Genomic DNA, 12392 nt, shown 5'->3' with positions numbered 1-12392 from the left:
AGCACCCCGTATCAGGCCGCAGTTTGGCGAACAGAACAACGAAGGAACCATGAGCAAGTCACTGATCATTGCCGAGAAGCCCAGCGTGGCCCAGGACATCGTGCGAGCGCTCACGCCCGCTTCGGGCAAGTTCGAGAAGCACGACGAGTATTTCGAGAACGACGACTACGTGGTCAGTTCGGCCGTCGGCCACCTGGTCGAGATCAAGGCGCCGGAGGAGTTCGACGTCAAGCGCGGCAAGTGGAGCTTCAACAACCTGCCAGTGATCCCCCCGCATTTCGATCTGAACCCGATCGACAAGAGCAAGGGCCGCCTCAACGCGCTGGTGAAGCTGATCCGCCGCAAGGACGTGACCAGCCTCATCAACGCCTGTGACGCGGGCCGCGAGGGTGAGCTGATCTTCCGCCTGATCGTGCAGTACGCCGGCACCGCCAAGGCCGCCATCAGCAAGCCGGTGTCGCGGCTGTGGCTGCAGTCGATGACGCCGCAGGCGATTCGCGACGGCTTCGACAAGCTGCGCAGCGATGCCCAGATGCTGCCCCTGGCCGACGCGGCGCGTTGCCGCTCCGAGGCCGACTGGCTGGTGGGCATCAACGGCACGCGCGCCATGACGGCCTTCAACTCGCGCGACGGCGGCTTCTTCCTCACCACCGTCGGCCGGGTGCAGACGCCCACGCTCTCGATCGTGGTGGAGCGCGAGGAAAAGATCCGCAAGCACATCTACCGCGACTACTGGGAGGTGCGTGGCAGCTTCGACGCGCAGGCCGGCCAGTACGAGGGCAAGTGGTTCGACCCCAAGTGGAAGAAGAACCCCGAGGATGCCGAGCAGCGCGCCGACCGCGTCTGGAGCCGTGCCGAGGCCGACGCGATCGCCGCCGCGGCCAAGGGCCAGCCCGCCAGCGTCAGCGAGGAAAGCAAGCCCAGCACCCAGGCCAGCCCGGGCCTGTATGACCTGACCACGCTGCAGCGCGAGGCCAACTCGCGCTTCGGCTTCTCGGCCAAGACCACGCTGGGCCTGGCCCAGGCCCTGTACGAGAAGCACAAGGTGCTGACCTACCCGCGTACCGACTCGCGCTACCTGCCCGAGGACTATCTGGCGGTGGCCAAGCAGACCGCCGAGATGATCGCCTCGGAGGACCTGCCCGGCCCGCTGATGGCGCTGGCCCAGCATGCCAGCACGGCGCTGAAGAACGGCTATATCAAGCCGACCAAGAAGGTGTTCGACAACGCCAAGGTCTCGGATCACTTCGCCATCATCCCGACGCTGCAGGCGCCCAAGAGCCTCACCGAGGCCGAGGCGAAGCTCTACGACATGGTGGTCAAGCGCTTCCTGGCGGTGTTCTTCCCGGCGGCCGAGTTCCAGGTCACCACGCGCATCTCCACCGTCAAGAACGCTGGCAAGGAATACGCCTTCCAGACCAATGGCAAGGTGCTGGTGAAGCCGGGCTGGCTGGCCATCTATGGCAAGGACAGCCAGGTCGACGACGCCGCCGATGGCACGGGCGCCAACCTGGTGCCGGTGGCCGCCGGCGAACTGGTGCGCACCGAGGGCACCGACGTGAAGGCGCTGCAGACCAAGCCGCCGGCGCGCTACACCGAAGCCACGCTGCTCTCGGCGATGGAAGGCGCGGGCAAGCTGGTGGACGACGACGAGCTGCGCGAGGCCATGGCCGAGAAGGGCCTGGGCACGCCAGCCACGCGCGCCGCCACCATCGAAGGCCTGATCACCGAGAAGTACATGCTGCGCGAGGGCCGCGAGCTGATCCCCACCGCCAAGGCCTTCCAGCTGATGACGCTGCTGCGCGGCCTGGGCGTGGAGGACCTCACCAAGCCCGAGCTCACCGGCAACTGGGAATTCCAGCTCGCCGAGATGGAGAAGGGCCGCCTGAACCGCGACGCCTTCATGGCCGAGATCGCCGCCATGACCCAGCGCGTGGTGCAGAAGGCCAAGGAATACGACCGCGACACCATTCCGGGTGACTACGCGACCCTGAAGACGCCGTGCCCGAAATGCGGTGGCGTGGTGAAGGAGAACTACCGGCGCTTCACCTGCACCGGCAAGTCAGGGGATGCCGAGGGTTGCGGCTTCTCGATCGGCAAGATCCCCGGTGGCCGCAGTTTCGAGCTGGCCGAGGTGGAGCAGTTCCTGGCGCACAAGAAGATCGGGCCGCTGGAAGGCTTCCGCTCCAAGGCGGGCTGGCCCTTCACCGCCGAGCTGGCCCTGGTCTACGACGAGGAGCTGGCCAACTGGAAGCTCGAGTTCGACTTCGGCGAGGACGCCAAGAAGGCCGAGGAAGAGGGCGAGCCGGTGGACTTCAGCGCCCAGGAATCGCTGGGCCATTGCCCCAAGTGCGGAGGCGGCGTCTACGAGCATGGCACGAACTACATCTGCCAGAACGCGGTCGGCGCCAAGGCCGCCTGCGACTTCAAGAGCGGCAAGATCATCCTGCAGCAGCCGGTGGAGCTGGGCCAGATGAGGAAGCTGCTGGAAACCGGCAAGACCGATCTGCTGGAGAACTTCGTCTCCAACAAGACGCGCCGCAAGTTCAAGGCCTTCCTCGCTTTCGACAAGAAGGAGGGCAAGGTGATGTTCGAGTTCGAGCCGCGTGCCGCCAAGGTGCCGGGCAAGGCGCCGGCCAAGAAGGCAGCTGCCAAGAAAGCCTAGCCCAGGCCGCCGCCCTGCAGGATCGGCTCGGCGCGCAGGCGCTGGCCGGCCAGTTCGATGAAGGCGCGCACCTTGGCGGGGGCGCGCCGCCCGGCCGGGTAGACGATGTGCACCGGCACCGGCGGGCGCTCGAACTCGGCCAGCACGATGCGCAGCGCGCCGCTCTGCACATGCTCGGCCACTTGGTAGGCCAGGCCGCGCGTCAGGCCATGGCCGGCCAGGGCCGCGGCAATGCCGATCTCGCTGGTGTTGGCCACCCAGTCCATGCGCGGCTGCACCTGCACGCGCGCCGCGTCGGGCCCGAAGGCCCAGGGCTCGGGCACCAGGCCGTCGAAGGAAAAACCCACCGCCCGGTGCAGGGTCAGGTCTTGCGGGCTGCGCGGTTCGCCATGGCGCGCCAGATAGTCCGGCGAGGCCACCACCAGGCGCCGCAGGCTGCCCACGCGCAGCGCGGTGAGGCCCGAGTCGGGCAGCCGGGCGATGCGTATCGCCACGTCCATGCCCTCGTCCTGCAGATGCACGATGCGGTCGACGAACAGGCTGCGCAGCTGCACCCGCGGCTGGGCCTGCAGAAACTCCATCAGGATGGGCACCACATGCAGGCGGCCGAACATCGCCGAGGCCGTCACCGCCAGCACGCCGCTGGCCTCGTGCTGCAGCCCCGCCACCTGGCCCTCGGCCTCGTCCAGATCGGCCAGGATGCGGCGGCAGTCCTGCAGAAAGCGCTCGCCCACCTCGGTGAGGCGCAGGCTGCGGGTGCTGCGTTGCAGCAGCAGGCTGCCCAGGCGCGCCTCCAGCGCCGCCAGCGCGCGCGTGGCCGTGGGGGCCGAAAGCCCCAGGCGCCGTGCCCCGGCGGCCAGGCTGCCGAGTTCGGCCACGGCGACAAAACAGCGCAGCGAGTCGAGATGGTCCATTCTTTCAGGCCCTGAAATTCTGTATGGCTTTATAGCGCCGTTCCCTCGGGCGGCCGGATTGCCTACGCTGCGGGCATCTCTCCTTCTCCCTTCCGCACAGGAGCGCCCATGTCCCGCCGCCTCTACCAGTTCGCCATCTCCGGCCATTGCCACCGTGTCGCCCTGATGCTTGCGCTGCTGGGCCTGCCTTACGAGCGCGTGGAGGTGGACCTGTTCAAGCGCGCCCAGCGTGAGCCCGGCTTTCTGGCGCTGAACCCGCTCGGCCAGGTGCCGGTGCTGGACGATGAGGGTCAGGTCTTGAGCGACAGCAATGCCATCCTGCTCTATCTGGCGATGCGCTACCCGGGCGGCCAGGCCTGGCTGCCCCAGGATGCGCTGGGCTGGGCGCGGCTGCAGCGCTGGTTCAGCCTGGCCGCCAGCTGGCTGGACGAGGGCCCGGCGACGGCGCGCTTCGCCAGGCTGAGCGGCCGCGAGGTGCCGGCCCAGGCGGTCCAGCTGGCCGAGCGGCTGTTCGGCCATATGGAGCAGGAGCTGCAGCGCGCCGACTGGCTGCTGGGCGCCGCCCCCAGCCTGGCCGATGTGGCGCTCTACACCTACACGGCGCATGCGCCCGAGGGCGGCATCGAGCTCGCGCCCTATCCGCGCCTGCGTGCCTGGCTGGCGCGCGTCGAGGCCTTGCCGGGCTTTGTGCCGATGGTGGCGGCATGACGGGCGTGCTGCAGGACCCCTTCCACGCCGGCGAGCAGGCCCTGCAGGCCGAGGCCGGCGTGCGCGCGCGGATGGCGGAGATCGGCCCCAAGCTGGTACGCGAGCACATGCCCGAGCAGCACCGCGAGCTGTTCGGCAAGCTGCCCACGCTGCTGCTGGCGGCGCTGGACGCCGAGGGCCAGCCCTGGGCCACCATGGTGGCGGGCGCGCCGGGCTTTGTGAGCACCCCGCATGAGCGCGAGCTGGCGGTGGCGCTGGGGCCCGCGCCGGACGATCCGGTGCTGGCGCTGCTGGCCCCCGGCGCACCGGTGGGCGTGCTGGGCCTGGAGCCGCACACGCGCCGGCGCAATCGCATGAATGGCCGCGTGCTGGCGCATGCCGAGGGCCGGCTGCGCATCGAGGTGCTGCAGAGCTTCGGCAACTGCCCCAAGTACATCCAGGCGCGGCAGCCGCTGCCGCGCCCGCCCGGCCCGGCGCCGGCCAGCCAGACGCTCGGCCCCGGCCTGGACGCAACGGCGCTGGCGCTGATCGCCCGCAGCGACACCGCCTTCATCGCGAGCGCCTCGGCGCGGGCGCACAGCCCGGGCCGCAGCGAGGGCCTGGATGTCTCGCACCGCGGCGGGCCGCCGGGCTTTCTGCGCCGCCGCGAGCAGGGCGGCCAGCTCTGGCTGGAGCTGGACGATTACCCGGGCAATCTGTTCTTCAACACCCTGGGCAATCTGGCCGTGCATCCGCAGGCCGGCCTGCTGCTGGTGGACTACCGCGACGGCGGCCTGCTGCACCTGCGCGTGCGCGCCCAACTCGAGGGGCATGATCTGCGCCTGGCGGTGCTGGGCGGGCGGTGGCGCCCCGCCGTGCTGCCCTGGTGCTGGAGCGAGGCCGAGCCGGCGCCGCAATTCCGCCCCTGAGCGCGTTTTTTTGGGCGACACTCCGGCCCAAAGCTGCCGGTGCGGCAGCGTACAGGAGAGGAGCTTGCGCCTGTCGCCCAGAGTGCTCAGCATCCAGACGCGCTTGATCGCCGGCATAGGCCTGGCCGCCACGGCCCTGGTGGTGCTGATTGGTTGGTACTGGACCGGCCGCGAGGAGCGCGAGCTCAACGCGGCCCTGGAGCTGCGCGAGGCGCGCATGGCCCAGTTGCTGGCGCGCGGCTTTGCCGGCCCGGTGTGGAACCTCGACAACGCCGCCATCGCCAATCTGCTGGATGCGGTGATGGCCGACCCCGAGGTGCATGGCATCACGCTGACGGCCATGGGGGTCGAGGGCCTGGTGCTGTCGCGCTCGCGCAAGGAGGCGGCGGTGCAGCCGCTCGCGCATCGCTTCGAGGTGATCTACCAGGCGCGTGCCGGCAGCGCCTCCAGCGTGGTCGGCCATGTGGACCTGGTCTACACGCGTGCCCTGGTGCGCGCGAGCGTGGCCAGCACGCAGCGCTTCGTGGCCAGCCTGCTGGCCGCCGTGCTGCTGGCGGTGGTGGGGGCCAGCTATGTGCTGGTGAACCGCCTGGTGAAGCGGCCGGTGTCGCGCCTGGGCGACCTGGCCAGCCGCGTCGCCGAGGGCGAGCTGGGCGCCCAGCTGCCGGTGGAGCGGGCCGACGAGATCGGCGTGCTGACCGCGCAGCTGAACGCCATGAGCCTGCAGCTGCAGCAGAGCTCGCTGGGCCTGCGCGCCAGCGAGGAGCGCTACCGCAGCCTGTTCGAGAACGCCAGCGAGGGCATCTTCCAGGCCGATTCGCATGGGCGGCTGCTGAGCCTGAACCGCGCTCTCTCGTCCATGCTGGGCTATGCGCGGCCCGAGCAGGCCAGGCTGCAGGGCGCCAGCCTGCGCCGCCTGGCGCATGTGCAGCCGGACGAATACCGCCGCATCGCGCGCGCGCTGCTGCGCCACCGCCTGCTGCAGCAGGTGCCGATGCTGGTGGCCACGCGCGACGGGCGCGAGCTCTGGATCGAGCTGAGTGTGCACATCGTCACCGACGCCCAGGGGCGCCAGCGCGTCGAGGGCATGGTCAGCGACATCTCGCAGCGCCGCCTGGCCGAGCAGGAGCTGACGCGCCACCGCGATCATCTGGAGGAGCTGGTGGCCGAGCGCACCCAGGAGCTGAGCCAGGCCAAGCAGCGCGCCGAGAGCGCCAACCAGAGCAAGAGCCGCTTCCTGGCCACCATGAGCCATGAGTTCCGCACCCCGCTCAACGCCATCCTGGGCTTTGCCCAGTTGCTGCAGATGGACGCCAGCCTGCAGGAGGGGCAGCAGGGCAAGATCAGGCTGATACGCGATTCGGGCGAGCATCTGCTGAGCCTGATCACCGATCTGCTCGACATGGCCAGCATCGAGGCCGGCAAGGTCAGCCTGCAGACCGCCACCCTGGACCTGCTGGCGCTGGTGGAGATGGTCTGCGATGCGGTGCGCCTGCGCAGCCATGAGAAAGGGCTGGAGTTCCGCGTCGAGCTGCACCCCGGCGTGCCCACGCGGGTGCGCGCCGACGGCCAGCGCCTGCGCCAGGTGCTGCTGAACCTGCTCTCGAACGCGGTCAAGTTCACCGACCATGGCCATGTCAGCCTGCGCCTGGACCTGCTGGCCTACCAGGGCGGCATGGCGCGGGTGCGCTTCGAGGTCAGCGATACCGGCATCGGCATCCCGGCCGAGCAGGTCGCGCGCCTGTTCCAGCCCTTCGAGCAGGTCTCGGAGGCGACGCGGCGCCAGGGCGGCACCGGCCTGGGCCTGTCGATCAGCCAGGAGCTGGTGCGGCTGATGGGCGGCCAGATCGAGGTGCAGACCGAGCTCGGCCGCGGCAGCAGCTTCCAGTTCGTGCTCGAGCTGCCGGTGCAGGCGATGGCGGCGCTGCCATGAGGAGCTGGGCCTGGCCGCTGCTGCTGACGCTGGCGATGGCCGGCGCCGGTGCGCATCCGCTGTGCCCCAAGCCGATCGACGTCGGCTTCTACGACTTCGGCGCGCATTACGACGCGCGCAACGGCGAGGGCATCGATACCGATCTGGTGCGGGCGCTGGGCGAGCGCAGCGGCTGCAGCTTCCGGCCGCTCTACCTCTCGCGCGTGCTGATCTGGCGGCGCCTGGCGAGCGGCCAGCTCGACATGACCGTCTCCGGCCTGGCCACGCCGGAGCGCCAGCGCTACGCGGAGTTCCTGCCCTATATGCAGACCCGCAATGTGATCCTGATGCGCGCCGAGCTGAAGGGGCTGAACTCGCCGGCCGAGTTCGAGGCCATGCCGGCGCTGCACCTGGGCGTGGTGCTGGGCTACAAGCATGGGGCGGGCTGGGACGATTGGATCGAGGGCCTGCGCAACAGCGGGCGGGTCGAGACCGCCGGCGACCTGCCGACCCTGATGCGCCTGCTGGACAGCGGCCGCGTCGATGCGGTGCCCATCATCCCGACGGTGCTGCCGGGCTTGCTGCAGCAGCGCGGCGAGCAGGCGCCGCCCCTGCTCACCCAACCCTGGTTCAACCAGCAGCCCAAGCAGGAGGCCTGCCTGGCGATGAGCCGCCAGCGCATGACGCCGGCGCTGCGCCAGCACCTCGCCGCCAGCCTGGCGCAGCTCAAGCGCGAGGGCGTGCTGAGCAAGATCCTGCACAAGCACCTGGGCGATGAGGAGGCACGCGCGGCCGCACTGCCTTGACGCATGTGGACATTACCGACGGCGCCGGCGCGCGCCGACGGTGATACTGGCCGCATGACGGTGGTGGTGTTCTACAAGCTGCTGGCGATCTTCATCGCGGTGGCCATCGGTTGGTTTGTCGGGCGCATGCGCTGGCTGGGTGACAGCCAGGCGGGCGGCAGCGGGGGCGACCCCGCGCGCGTGCTGTCCAGCGCGGCCTTCTACATCTTTGTGCCGGCGCTGCTGTTCCGCACCACCGCGCGGGTCGAGTTCGCGGCGCTGCCCTGGGCCACGCTGACGGCCTTCTTCGTGCCGGTGATCGGGTTGATGCTGGGCGTGTACGGCGTGCAGCGCTGGCGCGGCGCCGGCCGCGCGGCGGTGGCCGTGCCCAGTGTGCAGGCCATCACCGCCAGCTTCGGCAACACCTTGCAGGTGGGCGTGCCGCTGGCCGCCGGCGTGTTCGGCGAGGCCGGCCTGGCCATCCACATCACGGTGGTGAGCCTGCACGCGCTGACCCTGCTGACGGTGCTGACCCTGCTGGTGGAGCTGGACCTGGCGCGCGAACGTGCGCGCGACCAGGCCGAGAGCCTGCTGCGCACGCTCGCCATCACGGTGCGCAACACCGTCATTCATCCGGTGGTGCTGCCGGTGCTGGCCGGTCTGCTCTTCAATGCCGCCGGCTTCACCCTGCCGGCGGTGCTGGACGAGGTGCTGCAGATGCTGGGCACCGCGGTGGTGCCGCTGTGCCTCACCCTGATCGGCATGTCGCTGGCCTATTACGGCTGGCCGCGCGCCTGGCGCGGCGCGCTCGGGCTGGCGGCGCTCAAGCTGCTGCTGCTGCCGGCCCTGGTGCTGCTGCTGGCGCACTGGGGCCTGGGCCTCTCGGGCATGCCGCTGGGCGTGATCGTGATGATGGCGGCCCTGCCGGCCGGGTCCAACGCGCTCATCTTCGCGCAGCGCTACCGCTGCATGGAGGGCGAGACCACCGCTGCCATCGTGATCTCGACGCTCTGTTTCGTTCTTAGCGCGCCGCTCTGGCTGGCGCTGCTCGCCTACCTGAAGCTATGACGCAAGACCTGACCCCCATCGATGTGCGGCCCGCCGATGCCGTGCCGGCCGAGCGCCTGCATGCCGCCTTCGGCGCGGCCTTTGCCGATTACCTGATCGGGCCCTTCCAGCTCAGCCCGGCGCAATGGCCGGGCTTTCTGGCGCGCCAGGGGGTTGAGCTGGGGCTCAGCCGCGTGGCCGTTCGGCAGGGTGTTGGCGAGGGCGAGATCCTGGCCTTTGCCCTCACCGCGCCGCGCCCCGGCATCGGCCGCTGGCGCCTCGGCACCATGGGCGCGACGCCGGCGGCGCGCGGCAGCGGCGCGGCGCCGGCCCTGCTTGACGACTTCATCGCGCGCGCCCGCAAGGCCGGCATGGCGGCGGTGGAGCTGGAGGTGTTTGCGCAGAACGAGCGCGCGCGCCGGCTCTACGAGGGCCGCGGCTTTGCCCTGCTGCACGAGCTGCATGGCTATCTGGCCGAGCCCGGCAGCGTGCCGGCGCAGGCCCATGCGGTGCAGCAAGTCACGCAGGCCGAGGCGCTGGCCTGGCTGGACGCGCTGGCGCTGCCCGACCTGCCGCTGCAGGTGACGCCCGCCATCCTGGGCCAGTCGGCGCTGCAGGCCTGGCGGCATGGCCAGGCCCAGCTGCTGTTCTCGTTGCCGGACGAGGCCCATGTGCAGATCGTCAGCCTGGTCGATACCGGCCCGGCCCAGGCCGATGCGCGCGCCCTGCTGCAGACGCTGGCGGCCGAGTTCCCACAGCGCCGCCTGCGCGTGCCGCAGCTGCAGCGCCTGGACCTGGGCGGGCGCGCCTTGCGCGAACTCGGTTTCGCGCTCCAGCCCCTGCATCAATGGCTGATGTGGCGGCCGCTCAGCGCGTGATGGGCGCGTGATGAGCGCGTGATTTCCGGGCTTGGGCGAGAATGCTCGCCATGAACGCAGCAGTCCTCCCCAACGATCTCGCGCCCTATATGCGGCAGCTGGGCGAACGCGCCCGCGCCGCCGCCACCCTGATGGCCGCGGCCTCCACGGCCGCCAAGAACCAGGCCCTGCTGGCGCTGGCGCGCCGCCTGCGCGAGGCCGGCCCGGCCCTGCAGGCCGCCAACGAGCGCGATCTGCAGGCCGCCAGCGGCCTGGATGCGCCGATGCTGGACCGCCTCAAGCTGGCGCCCAAGGTGCTGGCCACGGTGGCCGAGGGCTGCGAGCAGATCGCCGCCATGCCCGATCCGATCGGCGAGATCAGCGGCGTGAAGCGCCGCCCCAGCGGCATCAGCGTGGGCCAGATGCGCGTGCCCCTGGGCGTGTTCGGCATGATTTACGAGAGCCGGCCCAATGTCACCATCGAGGCCGCCTCGCTGGCGATCAAGAGCGGCAATGCCTGCATCCTGCGCGGTGGTTCCGAGGCCCTGCATTCCAATCTGGCGCTGGCCGCCCTGGTGGCGGCGGCGCTGCAGGAGGCCGGCCTGCCCGCCGACGGCGTGCAACTCGTCAACACCACCGACCGCGCCGCGGTAGGCCTGCTGATCGCCATGCCCGAGTATGTGGATGTGATCATCCCGCGCGGCGGCAAGGGCCTGATCGAGCGCATCAGCCGCGAGGCGCGCGTGCCGGTGATCAAGCACCTGGACGGCAACTGCCACAGCTATGTGGATGCCGAGGTCGATCTGGAGCTGGCGCTCAAGGTGGTGGACAACGCCAAGACGCAGAAATACAGCCCCTGCAATGCCACCGAGTCGCTGCTGGTGCACAGCAAGCAGGCGGGCGCCTTCCTGCCGCGCATCGCGGCGATCTTCGCGGCCAAGGGCGTGGAGATGCGCGGCTGCCTGCGCACCCTGGCCTTGCTGCCCGGCGCCAAGCCGGCCACCGAGGCCGACTGGAGCGAGGAATACCTGGCTCCCATCATCAGCGTCAAGGTGGTGGACAGCCTGGACGAGGCGATTGCCCACATCAACCGCTACGGCTCGCACCACACCGACGCCATCCTCACCACTAACCACCCGAACGCGATGCGCTTTCTGCGCGAGGTCGATTCGGCCAGCGTGATGGTGAACGCCAGCACGCGCTTTGCCGATGGCTTCGAGTACGGCCTGGGCGCCGAGATCGGCATCTCCACCGACAAGTTCCATGCCCGCGGCCCGGTAGGCCTGGAGGGCCTGACCTCGATGAAGTGGCTGGTGCTGGGGCAGGGCGAGGTGCGCCAATGAGCGCGGCGGCCACGCGCAAGGCGCTGGTGCTGTTCTCCGGCGGCCAGGATTCCACCGCCTGCCTGGCCTGGGCGCTGCAGCGCTATGCCGAGGTGGAGACCATCGGCTTCGATTACGGCCAGCGGCATCGCGTCGAGCTGGACTGCCGGCAGGTGGTGCGGCGCGAGCTCGCCGCCGCCTTTCCGGCCTGGGCCGCCAAGCTGGGCGAGGACCATCTGCTGGACCTGGGCCTGCTGGGCCAGATCTCGGACACCGCGCTGACCGAGGCGCGCGCCATCGAGATGCAGGCCAACGGCCTGCCCAACACCTTTGTGCCGGGCCGCAATCTGCTGTTCCTCACCTTCGCCGCCACGCTGGCCTACCGCCGCGGCGCCTCGGTGCTGGTGGGGGGCATGTGCGAGACCGATTTCTCCGGCTACCCCGACTGCCGCGACAACACGCTGAAGGCCTTGCAGGTGGCGCTGAGCCTGGGCCTGGACGCGCCCATGACGCTGGAGACGCCGCTGATGTTCATCACCAAGGCCGAGACCTGGGCGCTCACCGCGCAGCTCGGCGGCGCGGCGCTCAACGAGCTGATCATCGAGCACACCCACACCTGCTACCTGGGCGAGCGCAGCCAGCGCCATGCCTGGGGTTATGGCTGCGGCAGCTGCCCGGCCTGCGAGCTGCGCGCGCGCGGCCATGAGGAATACCGGGCCGGGGTGCGATGAACACCTGGTCCTGGGCCGGCTGGGTCAGCCTGGCCGCGCTGTTCTTCTGGGCCGTGGGCGCCTACAACCGCGTGATGCGGCTGCGCAATGCCATCGTCGCGGCCTATGCCCAGCTGGACGAGGCGCTGAACCAGCGCGCCGCGCTGTGCGCCAAGCTGCTGAGCCTGCTGCGCCCGCTGCTCAGCAACGAGCAGGCCACCTTCGATGCGCTGGAAACGGCTCAGGCCGAGGCCCATGCGGCGGCCCAGACGGTGCGCGCGCGCCCCTTCGCGGCCGACCCGCTGGCCAATCTGGCGGTGGCCGCGGCCGTGCATGCGGCCGCGCTGACGCGCCTGATGTCGCTGATCGAGCACCATGGCGAGCTGCGCGAGCACCCCGAGGTCTATACCCTGGCGGACGAGCTCAAGATGGTGGAGCGCCACCGCGCCTTCGCGCGCCAGGTCTTCAACCAGGCGGTGGGCGCCTACAACCAGGCGGTGCAGCAGTTCCCGACGCGGGTGCTGAGCAGCTTCTTCGGCTTCGCCGAAGCGCGTTCGCTCTGAT

The 12392-nt window shown here is 70.3% G+C and carries 11 protein-coding genes; 10 read left to right on the top strand and 1 reads right to left on the bottom strand.

Translation table 11 applies throughout. The features are described 5' to 3' along the window. Positions 1-49: 49 nt before the first annotated feature. Positions 50-2665, top strand: a complete 2616-nt coding sequence (locus PFX98_RS04820; protein ID WP_285234037.1) for a DNA topoisomerase III — start codon at positions 50-52, stop codon at positions 2663-2665. Here the strand turns inward: PFX98_RS04820 and PFX98_RS04815 are convergent. Continuing rightward, positions 2662-3579 (bottom strand): LysR family transcriptional regulator, encoded by a 918-nt coding sequence (locus PFX98_RS04815; protein ID WP_285234036.1) that lies wholly within the window; start codon positions 3577-3579, stop codon positions 2662-2664. The genes PFX98_RS04820 and PFX98_RS04815 overlap by 4 nt on opposite strands. Positions 3580-3687: 108 nt before the next feature. Between PFX98_RS04815 and PFX98_RS04810 the strand changes: the two genes are divergently transcribed. The 9 genes from PFX98_RS04810 to PFX98_RS04770 all read left to right on the top strand — a co-directional run bounded on the left by PFX98_RS04810 (position 3688) and on the right by PFX98_RS04770 (position 12391). Beyond that, positions 3688-4287 (top strand): glutathione S-transferase family protein, encoded by a 600-nt coding sequence (locus PFX98_RS04810; protein WP_285234035.1) that lies wholly within the window; start codon positions 3688-3690, stop codon positions 4285-4287. Beyond that, positions 4284-5195 (top strand): pyridoxamine 5'-phosphate oxidase family protein, encoded by a 912-nt coding sequence (locus PFX98_RS04805; protein ID WP_285234034.1) that lies wholly within the window; start codon positions 4284-4286, stop codon positions 5193-5195. Before PFX98_RS04810 ends, PFX98_RS04805 begins: the two co-directional genes overlap by 4 nt. Positions 5196-5259: 64 nt before the next feature. After that, the gene (locus PFX98_RS04800; RefSeq protein WP_285234033.1) at positions 5260-7128 is read left to right on the top strand and encodes an ATP-binding protein; all 1869 of its coding nucleotides are present in this window, start codon (positions 5260-5262) and stop codon (positions 7126-7128) included. Then, a complete protein-coding gene (locus PFX98_RS04795) occupies positions 7125-7913 on the top strand; it encodes a substrate-binding periplasmic protein (protein ID WP_285234032.1) in 789 nt (262 codons plus the stop codon). The genes PFX98_RS04800 and PFX98_RS04795 overlap by 4 nt, the downstream gene beginning before the upstream one ends. 3 nt (positions 7914-7916) lie before the next feature. Then, positions 7917-8960 (top strand): AEC family transporter, encoded by a 1044-nt coding sequence (locus tag PFX98_RS04790; protein ID WP_285234031.1) that lies wholly within the window; start codon positions 7917-7919, stop codon positions 8958-8960. Then, positions 8957-9817: a GNAT family N-acetyltransferase gene (locus tag PFX98_RS04785; RefSeq protein WP_285234030.1), complete on the top strand. Its 861-nt coding sequence runs from the start codon at positions 8957-8959 to the stop codon at positions 9815-9817. Before PFX98_RS04790 ends, PFX98_RS04785 begins: the two co-directional genes overlap by 4 nt. Before the next feature lie 50 nt (positions 9818-9867). Next, the gene (locus PFX98_RS04780) at positions 9868-11139 is read left to right on the top strand and encodes a glutamate-5-semialdehyde dehydrogenase (RefSeq protein ID WP_285234029.1); all 1272 of its coding nucleotides are present in this window, start codon (positions 9868-9870) and stop codon (positions 11137-11139) included. Further along, positions 11136-11849: a 7-cyano-7-deazaguanine synthase QueC gene (gene queC / locus PFX98_RS04775; RefSeq protein ID WP_285234028.1), complete on the top strand. Its 714-nt coding sequence runs from the start codon at positions 11136-11138 to the stop codon at positions 11847-11849. The genes PFX98_RS04780 and queC overlap by 4 nt, the downstream gene beginning before the upstream one ends. Further along, a complete protein-coding gene (locus PFX98_RS04770) occupies positions 11846-12391 on the top strand; it encodes a LemA family protein (RefSeq protein WP_285234027.1) in 546 nt (181 codons plus the stop codon). Before queC ends, PFX98_RS04770 begins: the two co-directional genes overlap by 4 nt. The last annotated feature ends 1 nt before the right edge of the window (position 12392 follow it).

This window comes from Paucibacter sediminis (assembly GCF_030254645.1).
Classification (GTDB): domain Bacteria; phylum Pseudomonadota; class Gammaproteobacteria; order Burkholderiales; family Burkholderiaceae_C; genus Paucibacter_B; species Paucibacter_B sediminis.
The sequence above is the reverse complement of the archived record's forward strand: the minus strand, read 5'-3'. Positions and strand labels throughout refer to the sequence as shown.